Source organism: Prosthecobacter sp. (assembly GCF_046154365.1).
In the GTDB taxonomy this organism is placed as follows: Bacteria; Verrucomicrobiota; Verrucomicrobiia; order Verrucomicrobiales; family Verrucomicrobiaceae; genus Prosthecobacter.
Genome location: NZ_JBJXFV010000240.1, coordinates 1 through 17090 on the forward strand (window position 1 = coordinate 1; position 17090 = coordinate 17090).

Below are 17090 nucleotides of genomic sequence, written 5' to 3' on the forward strand. Positions count from 1 at the left end.
CGCAGCTCCCCTGCCTACTCTACGACGCACCCAGTAGGAGGACGAGTGTAGCAGCAGACGTGAGTCCGCCTCCGGTTCGTCCTCGTCCTCGTCCTCGTCCTCGTTCTCGATGCTTTCGCTCTGACAGCACTGGCATCATAAGCGTCGTAGCTGATGCGCTACGTCGCATAGGACACGACGACTCTCGTATTGAAGACCGCCGGCCATGGACGGGGATGCACGCCGCCTGCTGGTGGATTTTGAGCACATCGGGCTGCCGTGGGCATGGAGCCCCTTGCCGACGGTTTTCACTTCGCCACGCTGCGCACTGTGCCCTTCGCGAGACGGGTGAGCAGTTCGTCGCCCTCCTGAACGTCCGCAGCGTCCGTGAGCACACGGCCATCTGCATTCGTGGTGTAGGAGAAGCCACGGGCGAGGACGGCATCGGGGCCGATGTGCTGCATGAGTTCGTGGCGCGATTGCACGCGGTCGGAAAGGCGGTCGAGACGATGCAGCAAGCTTTGACGCAACCGGTGGGCGGAGGTTTCGGCACGATGCACAGCCTCGGTGAGTTGCACACGGGGATGATGCGCGGCGAGAACGTGCTGCTTCTGCGTCAAGTCATCGGTCCAGGCCTGTATTTGCTCGCGCACGGCATCGCGCAGGCGGGATTCGATCTCGTCGGTGGTTTGTTCGGCCTGCTGGAGCAAACGATCCGGCGCATGGAGCAGCGGGCCTTTGGCGGTGAGTTCGATGATGTGCTGATGGTGATCGAGCAGCGTGCCGACTCGTGCCTTCAATGTGCGGGCGATGCTGTCAAAGTGACGCAGCAGCTCGGTGCTGTCGGGCGCGAGCAGTTCGGCGGCGGCGCTGGGCGTGGGCGCGCGCAGATCGGCCACGAAGTCGGCGATGGTGAAGTCGATTTCATGACCGACCGCTGAAATGACCGGAATCGGGCAGGCTGCAATGGCACGGGCGAGGACTTCTTCATTGAAGCACCACAGGTCTTCCAAGCTGCCGCCACCACGACCGACGACAATCGTGTCGGGCACTGGCAGGCCGAAGTGCGCGGCATCGCCGAGCACTTCGAGGGCACGCACGATCTCGAGTTCGGCCCCCTGCCCTTGCACACGCACTGGAAAAACGAGCACGCGCACCCATGGAGCGCGGCGCGTGAGGATGTTCAGCATGTCCTGGATGGCGGCACCCGTGGGCGATGTAACCAACGCTACAACACGCGGGAAGCGTGGGATGGGGCGTTTGTTTTCCTCATCGAAGAGACCCTCGGCATGCAGTTGGCGTTTCAACGCTTCGAAGCGCTCCTGGAGCGAGCCTTTGCCCTTCGCCTGCACCTGTTTGACGACCATCTGATACTGGCCGCGGGTCTCATAGACGCTGATCTCGCCATGCACCTGCACGAGGGCACCGTCTTGCAGGCGAGTACTGCTGCGGGCGGCGGCGCCACGGAAGAAAACACAGGAGAGCTGTGCGGTGGCATCCTTCAGTGTGAAGTATTGATGCCCGGAGGATTGCAGGCGGTGGTTGCTGATCTCGCCTTCGACCCAGACGCTGCCGATGTGGCCTTCCAGCACCTCGCGAATCTCGCGCGTGAGCTGGGTGACGGACATGATCTCGGCTGCTTCAGGCATGGGAGCGTCCTTTGCCGCAGATGCGGGCAAAGTCCAGCCGCGTCACCAAAACAGATGCAGCAGCCCCGAGGCCACCGACCACCAGCAGCGTGCCACCTCGGCGATGCCGAGTCCCGGCGAGGGCGATGCGGCGAGGAACAGGGCGATGAGCAGGAAGGCGTTGATGAGGAAGATGAGCATCATCGAGAAGAACTCGCCGTTGCGTTTGAGATCTCCCTGCTCGGCGATGACCGTTTTGACCGTGTAGGTGGCGTGGAAGAACCACGTCAGGCCGACCAGCGCGTAGAGAAACCGGGAGGGCTTCAGATGCACCGTCCATTGCCAGATTGAGACCGTGTGTGCCTCCTGCATGTCCAGCGCCAGTCCGACAATGCCGAAGGCGATCATGATGAGGAGCGTGTAAAACGGGATCAAATAGGGAGCCAGCGTGATCAGCGTGTTCGACTTGTCAGTTTCGACGTAACCGCCCTGGGCGCTGACTTTCCAGTCGAAGATGCGGCCGCCAAACATCCGGGCCGTGACGAGATGACTGAACTCATGGCCGAAGACATAGGCCGTCACCGGCCGCAGTCCCGCTAGGTAGGCCAGGCCCCACACCGCGCCACCGAAGATGAAAAAGACGAATTCCTCGGAACGCAGGAAACCCATGCGCGTCACTGCCCGCCAGAGCATGATGATCAGCGTGATCGCCGTCACCAAACAGGCCGGGGCCAGCAGCGCACCGCCGATCCAACGCTTCGTCAGCAGCAGAAAACGATCCTTTCTCACGTCATGCCGGTTGTTGATGCCGGCAGGGCGGTTGCGGGTCTCGTGGAGGTGTCGGCGCAGGTTCGCGGTGGACATGGGATTTCTGAGTTATTTAACCTTTATTAAGCATATTCACAATTCAAAATGTGAATATGTGAATAAGCGGCCGCCCTTCCCTGTCCCTCACCCCCACCAATACCAGGCCGCAATGACTGCGGCGGCAGAGACGAGTCCGAAGCCTACCGCCGCAGGTGTCTCCGGTTGTGGCCGCCAGAGGCCCAAGGTCAAAACTCGCGCCATCAAAGCACCCCAATAGCCAAACACCACTTCCATGAAGGTGGTGGAGCAAAGCTCCACCGTGGCTTCAAACAAGAACACGAGCAGCCGCACCAAGCCATGGAGCAGCACCAGCAGTATTCCTTCATCCAGCGGCATAAAAGTCCTCCCAGCGCAGGTTCATTTACGAAAGATAAAATACACCGCCCCACACATGCACAGCGCCGCCCAGAGGTAGTCCCATTTGAGCGGCTCCTTCATGTAAAACAGCACAAACGGCGCGAACACCATCAGCGTGATGACCTCCTGGATGATCTTGAGCTGTGGCAACGTCAGCGCCGTGCTGCCGATGCGGTTCGCCGGCACCTGCAGCATGTATTCAAAGAACGCGATGCCCCAACTGATGAAAGCGGCGATGAACCATGGCTTCGCTCTCAGATCACGCAGATGTGCATACCACGCGAAGGTCATGAAAACATTAGACGCCACCAGCAGCCCGACGGCTTTGATCACAGGCCAGTTCATATCAGCATGAGAGAATCGGGGTCACACTCCACCCGCAAGGGCCGAACCGCGCACCAGCAGGTCGAGGAAGCGCTCCTCGAAGGCTTCGCCGCTGCCCACCTGCATGAAGTCGATGCGATGGCTGGCGCACTCGCGGGAGAGGTTTTCAGAGAAAGCGTCGAAGGTTTCGACGTAGCGCTGCATATCGCGCTTGGTGAGCCAGAAACGGCGGTGTTCGCCGGTTTCGACCTCGGTGAGTTCGAGTTCACCCTCGATCTCAGGCTGGCGCTCCTCGGGATGCACGATTTGCAGGAAGTGATTCTCGCCCGGCCACGCAGACACGCGAGCGACGGCCTCGGTTGCGCTGCCGATTTCGTGGCCGAAAAAATCGCTGATGACGAAGATGATGCCGTAGCGCTGCTTGCTGGGCCGGAATTCCTCAAACGAGCGCTTCATGTTGGTGATGCCGTCGAATTTGAGCCGTGACACGACTTGGATGACCTTCTCGATGTTCCCCTGCCCTCGCAACGGCGGCAGTTCTTGATGCACGCTGTCGCCCATCGAATACACGCTCACGCGCTGCTGCGCACTGAGAGCCAGATAGGCCAGTGCCACGGCAAAGCGCAGCGCCTGCCGCCGTTTCTCGGGAAATGGCTGGGCCATCGACGTGCTGGTGTCGAGCAGGATGTGCAGGTTCAGTTCCTGAGTTTCTTCGTAAAGACGCACGAACAGCTTGTCGAGCCGCGCATACAAGCGCCAGTCGATGGCGCGATAGTCTTCACGCGGTGTGTAGTGGCGGTAGTCTTTGAACTCACGCGTGAATCCCGTCGCTGGTGTTGATTGCGATCCACGCCGCATCAACTGGCGGCGTTTTCTCAACCGCAATGCCAGCACCCGCAGCCGGTCCAGAAAGGAGGCATCAAAGAGGTCTTCGCGTTCGAGAGTATCGGGCATTCGAGGTGTCGGATCAGGCAATCTTAACGAGATGTGTGCAAAACGCTCGCGATTGCTGCAAAGATACTCAACGGAATCAAGCGGACGATCATTCGCAGCCGCCAGCAGGCATTTGCAGAACTGGCAAGAAACAGTCTTGCGACGGTCAAGGTTTTCGGTACTCGGGAGACGGCATGAAAATCCGTCCCCTCAATCGCCCACCGGGCTTCATCAGCCTGGGCGGCATCGTTTACATGGCCGTCATAGTCCTGCTGATCGTCGGTGGCCAGGGCGTCTATGTAGCGCTGAAGAACCCAGAACCACTGAAGATCACGGTGGCCGACTACATTGCCAAGAAGCCGAATGCTGAGTGGATGACGCTGCAGGAGGCGCAGGTGAGTCTTGTGGAAGCAGCCTACAAGGCACGGCTGGGAAAAGTCTCTGAAGTTTTTATTCCGGTGCGGCCCGTCGGGGAATCCACGGATGTCCCGGTTCACATCCTGCTCTCAACGAACAATCAAGCCGTGGTGGCGGCCTTGCAGCATCTGAGCGGGTCCGGCGGAACATTGGAGAAGAAGGTCGATACCGCTGCACAGCAGGCGGACAAACTGTTTATGTGGCAGGACATCACCGGGCTGACTCGCTACGGCATCTTCTACGACCTTCTGATGCGGGCCAGATTGGCCAAGCTGAACATGAAGCTGGCTGAGGATTTTGTGATTTTGAATGACGGTGCGTCCCCCGACCTCTTGGTCAGCCTCGCCATGGTGGTCGGAGGACTGCTGATCTGGTTTCTCATGGTGTGCCAGGCGATGAGAAACGCCCTGTGGCGATGGCGAAGGAGGCGGGCGTTCTACCGCCAAAGAGCTGAAGAACGCTGACGATCATTCCTCCCATCAAGCCGCCTGCTGCGCCGGAGTTTTCACCTGATCGAGTAGTTTGGTGATGATGTCGTCCACCTTGATCTGTCCGGCCTCGCCTTCGAAGTTCAGAATGATGCGGTGACGCAGGGAGACGTGGGCGATGGCGCGGATGTCGTCGGTGGAGACGGCGGTGGCTCCTTGAATTGCCGCCCAGACGCGCGCACCGCGGATGAGCGCCTGCAAACCACGCGGACTGGCTCCATAGCTGACGTAGCGCTTCACTTCGGGCAGCGCATCGGGCTGTTCGGGATGACTGCTGAGGATGAGGCGCGAGGCGTAGTGCGCCACCGGATCGGCCACGGGCATCTGTGAGAGTTTTTGCTGCAGCTCCATCAACTGCGGGCCGTTGGTCATGTTCGCGAGCTTCGGCTCGGTGAAACCGGTGGTGCGGCGCGAGATTTCGACGAGCGAGTCGAGATCGGGGAACGGCACTTTGATCTTGAACATGAACCGGTCGAGCTGCGCTTCGGGCAGCGGATAAGTGCCTTCCATTTCCATCGGGTTCTGCGTGGCGAGCACTAAAAACGGCTCGGGCACGAGGTGACGCTCGCCACCGGTGGTGACACAGCGTTCCTGCATGACTTCGAGCAGCGCAGCCTGCGTTTTGGGTGTGGCGCGGTTGATTTCATCGACGAGCAGCAGGTTCTTGAACACCGGGCCTTTCTCATAGCGCAGCGTGCGGTGGCCTTTTTCATCTTCACCGACGATGTGCGTGCCGAGAATGTCCGCTGGCATCAAATCGGGCGTGCATTGCACCCGGCCCGGCTCCAGGCCGACGACCTGCGACAGCGTGCGCACGAGATACGTTTTGCCGAGACCCGGCACACCTTCGAGCAGCACATGCCCACCGGAGAAAATCGCCACCAGCACATCGCTGAGCAGTTCATCGTAGCCAACGATGGCTTTTTGCATCTCGGCTTTGAGGTCTTTGAACAGGGTGCGGAAGGCGGCGTGGTCGGGCATGCGGCGATTCTCGCCAGCCACCCTAGTTGCGCAAGGCGGTTGTCGTCTTTCAGGCAATCCACTGCACCAAACGCGGCTCCAAAGCCGGATCGAGCCAAGCAAGGATGCGCTGGAGGTTTGCTTCGCTCATCGCGGTGCAACCAGCGGTTGGTTGGTCCGATCCACGCCATAGATGGATGAAAATGCAGGAGCCTGCATCGGGCTGATTCGAAGGATTGTGCGCGACGACGATGCCATGGCGATACAGGCCGTCCTCACGCTGCATGAATTCGGTACTGCTCCAATCTTTCGTCACGCAGGCCGAATCGACGATCTGATTGTAGAACTGCGATTGCGGATCATCGACAGCGAGCAGCGATTGGGTGATCGGAACGTAGCGAAGTCTGCCATGAGAGGTTGGCGCATCGCCAAAAGCCAGCGGCAGACGAAAAACGCCCGCAGGACTGCAACCATCGCCTTCACGCTTGAGGCGGAAGTTCGGCGGAGGTGACGCTTGGTGTTCGCCGAGACCCCAAGCGAGGCCGTTTCGTCCGAGAGTGACCGGAATCGTGTCTCCCACCTGTTTCCATGAGTTGGAGGCATCACGTTCGAGCTTGTGCAGCTCGGCTGAAATGGATCTTTCGTCGGGAGCGGCCACCAGCAGCACCTGACGGCACGCAGGAGGTAGATCAGGCGCAAAGAGGGCCGGAATCATGGCGAGGTTGAAGCCACCTCCAGGCTCCGCGCAGCCCGCGCATACGCCCGTCGCAGACCTGTCGTGTTCCCCTCCCGGCTGAACGCATACCAGGACACCACGGCTTGAGAGAGGGCGAAGAAGTCACGGCTGCGTGCCAAGCGTGAGCGGCGCTGCTCGAAGCGCCGCTTGGTGGTTCCGAGTACGCGCGGACGCAGGCCGGGACGGAAGACGAAGCCGCAGAACGGCACGCCCTCGTGCGAGGTCATCAGCCGCGTCTTGTCCGCCGCCAGTTCCAGCCGCATCCCGGTGAGCTGCGCGGCAATGCCTGCGTGCAGCTCATGCAGCGCGGGCTTGTCATCGCTAAAGATGAGGAAGTCATCCGTGTAGCGGGCATAGGCGCCGAAGCATATCGTCTCGGTGATCCAGTGGTCGAGCGGGTCGAGGAAGAAGTTGGCCCAGAGCTGGCTGGTGAGGTTTCCCAGCGGCAGACCGCAGGCGTGTTCTCTGCCAATGGTGGCGTGACTGTTCACGATCAAGCGCATGACCGCACGCAGGCCAGGGCAATGCACCACGCGAAACAGCCGCTCACATAAAATCTCGTGGTCGATGCTCTCGAAGAACTTCCGCACATCGCATTTCAAAACGTAGCGGTGCTGGTTCACCAGCTTGCGCACGCATTCTCGCGCCGCGCTGGTGCCTTTGCCGGCCTGGCAGGAGAAGCTGCGGGCGATGAAGCGCTTTGACAGCAGCGGCTCTAGCAGATGGCACAGGGCGTGGTGCACCACGCGGTCGGCATACGGTGCGGCGGAGATGAGGCGGTGTTTCGGCTCGTGGATGATGAACTGGCGGTAGCCGCCGGGCCGCCAGGTGCCGTGTATCAATGCATCATGCAGAGCGAGCAGATTACTTTCTTCGCGGCGGTGAAATTCATCCACATCCGGTCTGCGGCTCTTGCCGCGCCGCGCTTTGCGTGCTGCCACGGCGAGGTTTTCGAGGGATGCCACGTCGGCGAGCGTGAAGTAGTCTGCCATGCATGACTCTGACTGAAAAACCGCCCGTCTTCACCCTCCTTTCCGAACTGCTCTCATGGTCACTGGACCGCACGGCGGATTTCCCCAAGAGCCACCGCTTCACCATCGGCTAGCGCATCGACAACTTCACGCTGGATGCGCTGGAGCGCTGCCTGGAGGCGATCTATGCGCCAGCAGCGGGTAAACGAGTGCCGCTGATGCAGCTGAACCTGCTGCTGGAGAAGTTGCGCGTGTTCTGGCGCATCGCGCACCAGCGGGAGTGGCTCAGCCAGCAGCAGTTGTTCTTCGTCATCCGCAAGGTGGATGAGATCGGGCGCATGGTGGGCGCATGGGTGAAGACTATAAAGTAGCCGTCATCGCTCCGCGTGACGAGCTGTTACCTCCGCACGGGTGTCAGACGCTCCTAGTCCATTGTATGCCTTCCCGCTTGCCACGCTGTGAGTTCATCACGCGGAGCGATGATGACTACTTTCGCGGCGCTAGCCGCCGTGACTTCAAGCCGTAGGGCGGGCTTTCTTTTCACCCGCCCCCGTCGCCACGGCGGCCGCCGCGTCTTGGCCCTGGCACCGGCTGGCATTATCCTCCAGCGCGTTGTGTTTTCCCCAGGGGGAAGCCGTCCGGGTTAGGCTCTTTCTTGGCACCGTTCGCACAGAGCTTCCGCCCCATGCGAATCCACGCCGATTGTTTGCGCGGGCGCACGGTGCGCACCGCTGGCTCAAGAGCCTTGCCCCCGGACACCACCAGCACACAACGGAACCCGTTGTTATTGTTGCGATTACCGGGGACGTTGTGATTACGATTCGACGACAGCAGATTGCCGCGGTCGTTGTTGTTCCACGAACCGCCCCGGAGAACGCGGTGGCGTCTTACCGGACTGCTTCTTCCACAGGTGTCTGCGCCGTGATTCCTCACGGCTTCAACCTCCCGGTGAAACTCAAAAAAATTTCCGCCCGCTGCGCGGCTCTGATTTTCCCTCTGCCATGTCTTCTCTGTAAATCACGCTTCATGGCCTTTGAAAGAGGGTAAGAGGGGAAAGGGTAAGGAGCCTAGCCCCCGGACACCACCAGCACACAACGGAACCCGTGGTAATCGTAGCGACGACCGGGGACGAAGTGAAAACGATACGACGACAGCAGACCGCCGCGGTCGTGGTCGTACCACGAACCGCCCCGGAGAACGCGGTCAGCTTTTGCATTGTCATACCAGTCTTCCACCCATTCCCGCACGTTGCCCTCCAGGTCGTAGAGGCCAAGTTTGTTGGGCTTGAAGCTCATCACCGGCGCGGTGGTGGGGAAGCCGTCATCGTAGTTCTCCAAGTATTTCGCGGTGGCATTCGGTGCCTTGGCTTTGCGGCTGTCATCGCTGTAGTTCCCGCTGTCTTTCGGTGGCGGCCATTTGTCTCCCCACGGGAAGTCGGTCTGGCTTTTGGTCACGGTGGCGGGCGTGGTGTCATTCTTCCACTTCTCATCCCGCCCAATGCCGACGGCGTAGCTCCATTCCTGGTCGGTGGGCAGGCGATAGGTTTTGCCTTCTTTCTTGGAGAGCCAGGCGCAGAACTTATGTGCGTCTTCCCAGCTTACTTTCATGACGGGATGGTTTTCTTTGTTCTCCGTGAGTGCGTAGCCGTCGCAGGTTTGGTCTTTCCAGGAGCCATCCACGCCGGGGGACTCCGCTGCATAGGCCGCGTAGTCGCTGTAGCGCACCTCATGGATGCAGAACAGCACCTCCGTGCCTTTCACGGGCAGGAACTTCATGCCGAGGGTGTTGGTGATGCCGTCTTTTGCAGCCAGCATCGCGGCGGGGTTGAGAGTACTCCCGGACTTTAGTCCGTTCTGGGGCGGTTCGCCGGTTGGCGGTGTTTGCGCCGCGCTGACGGCCTGAAGGCCGGGAGTACTTTCTTTGAGCGCGTCGCGATAGCCGCGCACGATCTTTGCATCGGCCACACGGTCACTCTTGGCGAAATCGCTCTCAATCGTGGCGAGCCGTGCATCGAGTGGCGTGATTAGCGCCTTGAGATTGGTGGCACGCGTGGCGGCGAGCTTCGCATACGCGGTGCGGTAGATGCCACGCAGGGCGGTGAGACTGGCGGGGGTCTTCTCCTCATCGGTGTCTGGCACGGGCTGTTTGTCGGTGATGAGTTTTTGCTCTGCTTCCAAGGCGAGAATGCCATCGAGATGCCCGGCGGCCTTTTCTTCCGCGATCTTCTTGCCGATACCGCCGAGGTAGCCCGCGTTCAGCTTTGTGAGGTCGGCTTCAAATGGTGTCGTGACGCGCTCGGCTTGGAGTTTGATGAAAGTGGCATCGAGTGCGGCGAGTTCGGGTGGGAGTGCCGGAGGACTGGGAGATGGGGAGACTGTCAGACTTGGAGCAGCGGTTGGCGGTGCCGCTGGAGCCTGCGCCACGACGTCCGACTGCGCTGGCGCTGCCATCACCGTTGCGGGAGAGATGGGTTTCGGCTCCTCTTTCTTCGGCTCAGGTGCCGCAGGCTTGGGTGGGTCCACTTTCGCTGGCTCGGGTGCTTTCGCGAAGACGATTGGCTTTGACTCCGGCTTGGGTGCTGCGACGACCTTGGCGGGAACGACGGCTGCGGTAGCCGAACTCGCCAGAGTTTGGGGCTTGGGTGCTGTGGCGGCCTGGGGCCGTGCGTCCAAGGTCTGGCGACCTTGGCTACTCCAAACGAACGCGCCAACCGCCAGCGCTGCCGCAACGCCGATGAACAACGGCGTCTTGGACTTGGGCGGTGCTGTAGGCGTGGCCGCCTGACGTAGGATGGGTGTGGCGTTAGCCCGCCCGTCGGTTGCGTTACCGCCAGCAGACGGGCGGGCTGTCGCCACACCCATCCTACTTCCCGGCGGTGGCGTCTGCGGCATCTGCGCACTCGAATAACGCTGCAAGTCCGGCGCTGGCACCGCTGGCATCAAGAGGCTGTCCAAATGCTGCCGCAACTCCGCCGCGCTGCGGTGGCGCTCTTCACGATCCACCTGCATCGCCTTGAGCACGATCTGGTCAAAGCGTGCATCCAGGCCCGGCACGATCACGGACGCGGGCTTGAACGCCCCACGCGGGATGCTGCCGGTGAGCATTTGATACAACATCACACCCACCGCATACAAATCCGCACGGCCATCGACGGGCATGCCAGGAATCAGCGCCTCCGGTGCCACAAAATCCGGCGTGCCCACGGCCATGTTGCTCTGCGTGTAGCCGGTGTCCTCGGTGATCAGCTTCGCCAGCCCAAAGTCGGCGATTTTCACGCGCCCCTGCGTATCGACCATGACGTTGGCCGGTTTGATGTCGCGGTGGATGATGCCATTGCCATGTGCATACGCGAGGGCCTCACACACATGCGCGATGATGGCATAGGCATGCTCCGGCGGCAGTTTGCCAGAAGAACGAATCATCTGCGAGACATCCGTGCCCTGCACATACTCCATGACCATGTAGAGCAGCCCGCCGGGCGTCTCGCCCGCATCATAAACGGAAACAATGCCGGGATGGTTCAACCGCGCCTGCGCATTCGCCTCGGCGAGGAAACGCTCCGCAAAGCGCATGCCGCCATCTTCGATCGTCGGTGGCAGCACCTTGATGGCGACCTCGCGCCCGAGGCTCTTTTGCACCGCCTTGTACACTGCGCCCATACCGCCACGTCCGAGCAGGCTCAGCACCGCATACTGCGGCAGCTCCGGCTGGAGTTCTTCGGGTGTCAACGGCTGCCACGGCTTGCCGGGAGTGCTGGCGGGAATCGAGGAGGACATAAGCGGCGAGTGTGGCGAACCGGGCGGAGTTTGGCAAGCGCTGAAACGCTCTCAGCCCGCACTCAATCCATCTGCACGAGAATCTCACGCGGCTTGGCACCTTCACCGGGACCGATGATGCCACGGTCTTCGAGGAGATCGATCATGCGGGCGGCTTTGCCATAGCCGAGGCGCAGACGACGCTGCAACAGGCTGGTGCTGGCTTTTTTCTCCTGACGCACGACTTCGAGGCACTTCTCCAGGCATTCCAATTCATCTGAACTGATGCCGTCCTCGCTATCTTCGTCGTCGCCGAAGCCACCGCCATCCTCATCGACTTTGACATCGAAGACGGGCTTGCCCTGCGCGACGCAATGACTGACTAGCGCATGAATTTCATCGTCGGTGACGAGTGCGCCCTGGCTGCGCACGGGCTGCGCACCGCCGGGCGGCACGTAGAGCATGTCGCCTTTGCCGACGAGGTTCTCGGCACCTTTGCGGTCGAGAATGACGCGACTATCAAGCGCGGAGGAAACTTGGAAGGCGATGCGGGTGGGGATGTTCGCTTTGATGACGCCGGTGATGACATCCGCACGCGGCGTCTGCGTGGCGACGATGAGATGGATGCCTGCCGCACGCGCCATCTGTGTGATGCGAGCGATGGCGACTTCGATGTCCGCCGGAGCGGTTTGCATCAAATCGGCCAACTCATCGACGATGACGACGATGTAGGGCATCGTGTCGGGAATTTGAACTTCCTGCTTGCGAGGCGGCGGGGCCTGCGAATCACCCAGCCAGGTGCCGCTGGCATCACGGAGTTCCGTGTCGCCGTCCACCGTGCCGACTTCGGCGGTTTTGGCAGCGCTGTCAGGTGTGGCGGCTTCTTTGGCAAAGGCGGCAGAGACACGCGCATCGTCCACTCCGGCTTTGATCGGCGGTGTTGCAGCAGCATTGCGAGCGGCACGAGCGGCGTCTGCTTCAGCCTTGCGCTTGCGATTGCGATTGTTGAAGGCTTCAAAGTTGCGGCAACCTTCCTGCGCGAAGATCTGATAACGATTCTCCATCTCCTTGACCACCCAGCGCAATGCGAGCAGCGCTTTCTTCGGATCGGTGACGACGGGCAGGGCGAGATGCGGCAGTTCTTCGTAGTTCTGCATTTCCACGACCTTGGGGTCGATCATGATGAAGCGGAGTTCATCCGGCGCGAAACGGCACAGCAGGCTGGTAATGATGCTGTTGATGCAGACCGATTTACCGCTGCCAGTGGCACCAGCGACGAGCAGATGCGGCATGGCGGCGAGATCGCCGATGATGGTCTTGCCATAAACGTCCTTGCCGAGAGCGACGGGCAGCTTGGACTTGCCATTGACGAAGATTTCGTCCTCCAGCAACTCACGCAGCGGCACGATGATTTTTTCTTTGTTCGCGAGTTCGATGCCGACGGTGTCTTTGCCGGGAATTGGGGCGAGGATGTTGATGCGTTCCGCACGCGTGGCACGAGCGAGGTCGGCATCGAGACTGGCGATGCGGCTCACGCGCAGACCATCGACGGGGCGCACTTCGTAACGGGTGATGGCGGGACCACGGGTGATGTCGCCCGGTTCGACGCTGATGCCGAAGCTGGCGAGGGCTTTGACGATGGTGGCCTGGATGCCGAGCAGCTCGCCCTTGTCGGTTGGGGTATGCTGGCTGTTCTCCGGCCACTTGAGCAGATCCATCGGCGGCAGTTTGTAGTCCTTGAAGCGCACGGTGAGATTTCCCAGCGAGCCATGCGGTGCCTGCTCGATCTTCTGCGCACGCTTTTTCTCCCAGACTTCCGACAGCGGCGGTTTGTCGGACTTCTCATCGTGCGCACGCGGGATGGAGGAGTCGATGATCTTCGGCGTAGGTGGATCAAACTTGAGGCCCAGTTCCATGTTTGTCGCGATGGGCGTATCACCACGCAGTTCACCGCCTTTTTTCTTGCGGCGCAGTTCGAGCGGCACCGGCGTTAGCGTGCCAGGAACAGTGTGCGCGGCTTCTTCGGCGAGTTTTTCATCAATCAATCGCTGCGCTTCGCGTTCGTCCTTCCACTTCGTCAGTTCCGCACGGATGTTGCGGATCGCCGTCAGCGGATGCTGCCCCGTGACAAGGAACAGACCGATGAGATACACGACACTCAGCACCAGCGTCGCCCCCACTTTGCCCAGCAGGTTCTTCAACAGGCCACCACCGATCACAAACCCGAGGCCACCGGAACCGCCCAGCGGCGTGAAATGATCGCGCTCACTGAGGAGGTTCTGCACTTCAAGCAAGGCGGCTCCGCTGACGATCATCACCACGACGCCCAGCCAGGCTGCACGCGTGATCTTCATTTTGGAGTGCAGTTTGCACACGCCAAACCATGTCATGCTAAAGGGCAGCAGATAGGCCGCGAAACCCATCAGCCACAGCATGTGCCCCGCCACCAGTGCTCCCATGCGACCCACGAAATTATGCGTCACCTCCCCGGAGGTCTCCGACAGCGCCAGGAATGACCACGACGGCATGTCCCGTGGATCATACGAGACCAGTGCCAGCAGCAGCATGGCCGCCACCATCAGCAGCAGGATGCCAAAGACATCATTCCATGGACTTTCCTTCTCGTCCGTGGATCGGGCGCGAGGAGGGCGGGCGACAGCAGCGGCACGGCTCATGGCAATAATTGATGGATTCTGGCAGACGAAATTATTTAAGGCTACCGAAATATTTACCTTGCCTCACTTTTATGAATCGGCTTCGATCCTCTCCAGGGATGCAACTTGACCACGAATTTCTCGCGACCATCTTCATCCGCCCCCCCACGCCACACCACAATCATGAAATCCACCCTCGCCCTCACCCTCGCCGCCGTGCTTGCCCTCGGCGCTTCAGTCACCTCCACCACCAGCGCTCAGGACGCCGGTAAAGTGGACTTTGAAAAGCAGATCCTCCCCGTCCTGAAGGAAAGCTGCTTCAAGTGCCACGAGAAGGAGCACGAAGACAACGGCAAGATGAAGAAGCCCAAAGGCGGCCTCCGCCTTGACGGCGCTGCGGTCATCATGAAGGGCGGCAAAGAATATCCGAATGAAACCGTCGTCGCCGGCAAGCCCGATGCGAGCTGGCTCGTGAAGAGCGTCATCCTGCCGGACACCGATGAACTCGCCATGCCGCCTGAAGGCAAAGGCGACCGCGTCAGCGCCGCGAACATCGACCTGATCAAGAAGTGGATCACTGAAGGTGCAAACTTCGGCGCTTGGAAAGGCGTCGAGTAATTTCTCATCACCCCATCTCACCACGGAAGGCGGAGCCATGGCTCCGCCTTTCTTTTTTCCGCTCATGAACACTCCCTTTCGCTTCACCACCTGCCGGGCCGGATCTGAACCCGTGCTCAAGCGTGACATCGCCACGCACTTTGCCGGGGAACTTACCCCAGCGTTCATGAAACCGCAGTTCATCACCTGGAAAGTGCGCAGTCCGGGTTTCAGCCCACCGCGCACCCTCAGCACCTTTGCGCGCGTCAGCGGCACGTCTGTTGGCCTCTGCAAAACCATCGCTGAAGTCGTTGATCAGGCCCGCAGCATTGCCAAACAACCGCTGCGCCTCCACGTCTTCCCTCGAATCACCAACGAAGACGGAGTGGAGGCCGCCGTCTGGCAGCGCATCGACGCTATTGAAGCCGACATCACCCGCGCACTCCTTGAGGCTGGCGTTCAACTCGAAACCCGGCTGCCGTACGCTGTTGGCGATATGATTCTCGATGTCATCGTCGGCGAAACCGATGCCGAACCGCTGTTTCTTGGCCTGCATGAGCATCAAACCAGTTCTCACACTCAACCCGGCGGCCTGCCACGCATCACCCTGCCAGAGGACGTGCCCTCACGTGCCTGGTTGAAGTTTGAGCAGGCACTCGCGTGGCGTGGCTGGGACCAGCTCGATCTGCGCGGCGAAACTGCACTCGACATCGGCTGTGCGCCCGGTGGAGCCACGTATGCGCTCCTCCAACGCGGCATGAACGTCCTCGGCATTGATACGGCAGAGATGGACCCCCGCGTTCTCCAACTCGCCAAAAGCCAAGGCGTCCGCTTCGATCATTGGCGCACCGCGGCGGGTCGGATCAATCTTACCGCCCTGCCCCAGGAAGTCGCCCTGCTACTCTGCGACATCAATCTCGCGCCGCCCGAAGTGCTGCCACAGATCGCACGCATCCAGGATTCCATTCAGGCCCGAAGATTGATCCTCACGATCAAATTGAACACACCCGCTCTCGAAGACCGTGCGCATGAGTTTATCGACGCCATCCGCGATTGGGCTCCCGCCCCCGTGTTTGCCACTCAACTCGCGGCGAACCGGCGGGAAATTTGCGTGTGTGCTGGCTAAGCGTTCAGCGCGACTAAAACCCAGCATTTTTTCCTACTTACTTCGCACAGCCAGTGCGCGGACTTCCGTGCGCATGAAATTCACCCACCTCGGCATCAGCCACTTTCGCAGCATCGGAGAGACCCCGGTGATTATCGACTTGAGCAAGAAGATCACCATCCTTGTCGGCCAGAACGACTGTGGGAAGTCGAATGTGCTTCGAGGACTGGAGCTGAGTTTGCGATATAAAGAAGAACGGTAACTATTCAGGTGGTTAAGAAAGGCTAAATAACAGTGCGTATCACTTCATTGATGAATTGTGCGATACGAATATCAAACGCTTCGACCAGCCATCCAAGCAGCCTTTGAACAAGGCGGCTTGGATGCCGTTTGCCGACTCGTCGTCGATCTGCTCAATGCGCAGGAGGAGCGCCATCTGGCCGAGATAGCGAAGCTCGAAGCTCGCATCGCCGAACTCGAAAAGCGCTTGGGCAAAAACAGCTCCAACAGCAGCAAGCCGCCCTCCAGCGATGGCCTCAAGCACACACGTTCGTTGCGTGTCAATACGACTGGGCGCAAGCCCGGTGGCCAGCCCGGTCACCCAGGACAGCGGCTGCATCCGAGCACCGCTCCCGATGTCGTCATTGACGTGCCGCTGGAGCAATGTCCGCAGTGCGCGGGCGACCTGAGCGGACAGCCTGTGGAGAGCGAAGAAGTGCGCCAAGCCTTCGAGCTACCGCCCATCAAACTGCGCGTCACCGAATACCGCGCCCAGCGCAAAAGATGTCCCACCTGCGGACGCCTCGTCACCGCCGAGTTCCCCGCAGGCGTGCATGCGCCGACGCAAGTGTTCAAAAAAGATGCCAGGCATTCTGTGCCACCGCCGAGGCCGAAGCGGCCAACACCGCCTGGGCCAACGCCAAAATCACGCTAGCCACCATGGCCGCCACCCGCGCCGAAAAGGCCGACAAGCTGCGCGCTGCCCATGACAACCTCGGAGCCGCGCTGGAAACCAAGAGCAAAGGCGACCCCGTGGCCCTGACCGCCACTGGCTATGAACTGGCGGAAGTGGCCGTGCAATCGACCACGCCCCCGGACAAGATCCTCAATCTAGCCGTCACGGCGGGTGACAACGACGGCTCTGTGGACGCCTCTTGCGATCCTGAAGCGAAGACCAGCACCTATGAATGGCAGATCAATGTCGTTAAGTTAAGGCAGAGGCAAGACAAAGGGATTGAAAAGCCGGGATGATGGGCCAGATAGAGAAGCGCTGGAAGCCTTGATTTCAGGGGATTCGAGCGACTATAACCACCATGGAC

At 60.4% G+C, this 17090-nt stretch carries 18 protein-coding genes; 7 read left to right on the forward strand and 11 right to left on the reverse strand.

Features of this window, described 5'->3' with window-relative positions:
- Positions 1-287: 287 nt before the first annotated feature.
- The 5 genes from xseA to ACKVY0_RS30240 all read right to left on the reverse strand — a co-directional run bounded on the left by xseA (position 288) and on the right by ACKVY0_RS30240 (position 4109).
- Positions 288-1628: an exodeoxyribonuclease VII large subunit gene (gene xseA / locus ACKVY0_RS30220; protein WP_409218613.1), complete on the reverse strand. Its 1341-nt coding sequence runs from the start codon at positions 1626-1628 to the stop codon at positions 288-290.
- Between the two features lie 42 nt (positions 1629-1670).
- Positions 1671-2471: a hypothetical protein gene (locus ACKVY0_RS30225; RefSeq protein ID WP_409218614.1), complete on the reverse strand. Its 801-nt coding sequence runs from the start codon at positions 2469-2471 to the stop codon at positions 1671-1673.
- Between the two features lie 87 nt (positions 2472-2558).
- On the reverse strand, positions 2559-2810 hold the full coding sequence (locus tag ACKVY0_RS30230) for a hypothetical protein (protein WP_409218615.1): 252 nt from the start codon (positions 2808-2810) through the stop codon (positions 2559-2561).
- Between the two features lie 21 nt (positions 2811-2831).
- Positions 2832-3176, reverse strand: coding sequence for a DMT family protein (locus tag ACKVY0_RS30235; RefSeq protein ID WP_409218616.1), 345 nt, complete (start codon positions 3174-3176; stop codon positions 2832-2834).
- Positions 3177-3197: 21 nt separating this feature from the next.
- Entirely contained in the window at positions 3198-4109 is a 912-nt protein-coding gene (locus tag ACKVY0_RS30240) for a DUF58 domain-containing protein (RefSeq protein ID WP_409218617.1), read from the reverse strand.
- A gap of 173 nt (positions 4110-4282) precedes the next feature.
- On the opposite strand from ACKVY0_RS30240, the gene ACKVY0_RS30245 reads away from it, so the two are divergent.
- Entirely contained in the window at positions 4283-4969 is a 687-nt protein-coding gene (locus ACKVY0_RS30245; protein ID WP_409218618.1) for a hypothetical protein, read from the forward strand.
- Positions 4970-4984: 15 nt separating this feature from the next.
- Here the strand turns inward: ACKVY0_RS30245 and ACKVY0_RS30250 are convergent, their stop codons facing one another.
- The 3 genes from ACKVY0_RS30250 to ACKVY0_RS30260 are packed head-to-tail and all read right to left on the reverse strand — an operon-like array spanning position 4985 to position 7681.
- The gene (locus tag ACKVY0_RS30250) at positions 4985-5974 is read right to left on the reverse strand and encodes an AAA family ATPase (RefSeq protein ID WP_409218619.1); all 990 of its coding nucleotides are present in this window, start codon (positions 5972-5974) and stop codon (positions 4985-4987) included.
- Between the two features lie 49 nt (positions 5975-6023).
- Entirely contained in the window at positions 6024-6668 is a 645-nt protein-coding gene (locus ACKVY0_RS30255; protein ID WP_409218620.1) for a L,D-transpeptidase, read from the reverse strand.
- On the reverse strand, positions 6665-7681 hold the full coding sequence (locus ACKVY0_RS30260; protein WP_409218621.1) for a reverse transcriptase domain-containing protein: 1017 nt from the start codon (positions 7679-7681) through the stop codon (positions 6665-6667). Before ACKVY0_RS30260 ends, ACKVY0_RS30255 begins: the two co-directional genes overlap by 4 nt.
- A gap of 197 nt (positions 7682-7878) precedes the next feature.
- On the opposite strand from ACKVY0_RS30260, the gene ACKVY0_RS30265 reads away from it, so the two are divergent.
- Positions 7879-8031 (forward strand): hypothetical protein, encoded by a 153-nt coding sequence (locus tag ACKVY0_RS30265; protein ID WP_409218622.1) that lies wholly within the window; start codon positions 7879-7881, stop codon positions 8029-8031.
- A gap of 226 nt (positions 8032-8257) precedes the next feature.
- On the opposite strand, the gene ACKVY0_RS30270 is transcribed toward ACKVY0_RS30265, so the two are convergent.
- From ACKVY0_RS30270 to ACKVY0_RS30280, 3 genes are all read right to left on the reverse strand, one after another.
- The gene (locus ACKVY0_RS30270; protein ID WP_409218623.1) at positions 8258-8593 is read right to left on the reverse strand and encodes an SUMF1/EgtB/PvdO family nonheme iron enzyme; all 336 of its coding nucleotides are present in this window, start codon (positions 8591-8593) and stop codon (positions 8258-8260) included.
- A gap of 134 nt (positions 8594-8727) precedes the next feature.
- Positions 8728-11436 (reverse strand): bifunctional serine/threonine-protein kinase/formylglycine-generating enzyme family protein, encoded by a 2709-nt coding sequence (locus ACKVY0_RS30275; protein ID WP_409218624.1) that lies wholly within the window; start codon positions 11434-11436, stop codon positions 8728-8730.
- Between the two features lie 62 nt (positions 11437-11498).
- Positions 11499-14090: a DNA translocase FtsK 4TM domain-containing protein gene (locus tag ACKVY0_RS30280; protein WP_409218625.1), complete on the reverse strand. Its 2592-nt coding sequence runs from the start codon at positions 14088-14090 to the stop codon at positions 11499-11501.
- Between the two features lie 162 nt (positions 14091-14252).
- On the opposite strand from ACKVY0_RS30280, the gene ACKVY0_RS30285 reads away from it, so the two are divergent.
- The 5 genes from ACKVY0_RS30285 to ACKVY0_RS30305 all read left to right on the forward strand — a co-directional run bounded on the left by ACKVY0_RS30285 (position 14253) and on the right by ACKVY0_RS30305 (position 17022).
- Positions 14253-14687 carry a c-type cytochrome domain-containing protein gene (locus ACKVY0_RS30285; RefSeq protein WP_409218626.1) on the forward strand — a complete coding sequence of 145 codons (435 nt, stop codon included), beginning with the start codon at positions 14253-14255 and terminating at the stop codon, positions 14685-14687.
- A gap of 64 nt (positions 14688-14751) precedes the next feature.
- Positions 14752-15792 (forward strand): SAM-dependent methyltransferase, encoded by a 1041-nt coding sequence (locus tag ACKVY0_RS30290; protein ID WP_409218627.1) that lies wholly within the window; start codon positions 14752-14754, stop codon positions 15790-15792.
- Positions 15793-15865: 73 nt separating this feature from the next.
- Positions 15866-16033: an AAA family ATPase gene (locus tag ACKVY0_RS30295; protein WP_409218628.1), complete on the forward strand. Its 168-nt coding sequence runs from the start codon at positions 15866-15868 to the stop codon at positions 16031-16033.
- A 117-nt stretch (positions 16034-16150) separates the two neighbouring features.
- Positions 16151-16705, forward strand: coding sequence for a DUF6444 domain-containing protein (locus ACKVY0_RS30300; protein WP_409218629.1), 555 nt, complete (start codon positions 16151-16153; stop codon positions 16703-16705).
- Between the two features lie 5 nt (positions 16706-16710).
- The gene (locus tag ACKVY0_RS30305) at positions 16711-17022 is read left to right on the forward strand and encodes a hypothetical protein (RefSeq protein ID WP_409218630.1); all 312 of its coding nucleotides are present in this window, start codon (positions 16711-16713) and stop codon (positions 17020-17022) included.
- Positions 17023-17090: the final 68 nt, after the last annotated feature.

What these genes read in the sequence shown, in the direction of transcription:
- ACKVY0_RS30285 (WP_409218626.1), top strand. Translation starts at nt 14,253, where the DNA reads ATGAAATCCACCCTCGCCCTCACCCTCGCCGCCGTGCTTGCCCTCGGC.
- ACKVY0_RS30265 (WP_409218622.1), top strand. Translation starts at nt 7,879, where the DNA reads ATGCAGCTGAACCTGCTGCTGGAGAAGTTGCGCGTGTTCTGGCGCATC.
- xseA (WP_409218613.1), bottom strand. Translation starts at nt 1,628, where the DNA reads ATGCCTGAAGCAGCCGAGATCATGTCCGTCACCCAGCTCACGCGCGAG.
- ACKVY0_RS30305 (WP_409218630.1), top strand. Translation starts at nt 16,711, where the DNA reads ATGGCCGCCACCCGCGCCGAAAAGGCCGACAAGCTGCGCGCTGCCCAT.
- ACKVY0_RS30260 (WP_409218621.1), bottom strand. Translation starts at nt 7,681, where the DNA reads ATGGCAGACTACTTCACGCTCGCCGACGTGGCATCCCTCGAAAACCTC.
- ACKVY0_RS30225 (WP_409218614.1), bottom strand. Translation starts at nt 2,471, where the DNA reads ATGTCCACCGCGAACCTGCGCCGACACCTCCACGAGACCCGCAACCGC.
- ACKVY0_RS30245 (WP_409218618.1), top strand. Translation starts at nt 4,283, where the DNA reads ATGAAAATCCGTCCCCTCAATCGCCCACCGGGCTTCATCAGCCTGGGC.
- ACKVY0_RS30290 (WP_409218627.1), top strand. Translation starts at nt 14,752, where the DNA reads ATGAACACTCCCTTTCGCTTCACCACCTGCCGGGCCGGATCTGAACCC.
- ACKVY0_RS30275 (WP_409218624.1), bottom strand. Translation starts at nt 11,436, where the DNA reads ATGTCCTCCTCGATTCCCGCCAGCACTCCCGGCAAGCCGTGGCAGCCG.
- ACKVY0_RS30280 (WP_409218625.1), bottom strand. Translation starts at nt 14,090, where the DNA reads ATGAGCCGTGCCGCTGCTGTCGCCCGCCCTCCTCGCGCCCGATCCACG.
- ACKVY0_RS30235 (WP_409218616.1), bottom strand. Translation starts at nt 3,176, where the DNA reads ATGAACTGGCCTGTGATCAAAGCCGTCGGGCTGCTGGTGGCGTCTAAT.
- ACKVY0_RS30255 (WP_409218620.1), bottom strand. Translation starts at nt 6,668, where the DNA reads ATGATTCCGGCCCTCTTTGCGCCTGATCTACCTCCTGCGTGCCGTCAG.
- ACKVY0_RS30230 (WP_409218615.1), bottom strand. Translation starts at nt 2,810, where the DNA reads ATGCCGCTGGATGAAGGAATACTGCTGGTGCTGCTCCATGGCTTGGTG.
- ACKVY0_RS30295 (WP_409218628.1), top strand. Translation starts at nt 15,866, where the DNA reads ATGAAATTCACCCACCTCGGCATCAGCCACTTTCGCAGCATCGGAGAG.
- ACKVY0_RS30240 (WP_409218617.1), bottom strand. Translation starts at nt 4,109, where the DNA reads ATGCCCGATACTCTCGAACGCGAAGACCTCTTTGATGCCTCCTTTCTG.
- ACKVY0_RS30250 (WP_409218619.1), bottom strand. Translation starts at nt 5,974, where the DNA reads ATGCCCGACCACGCCGCCTTCCGCACCCTGTTCAAAGACCTCAAAGCC.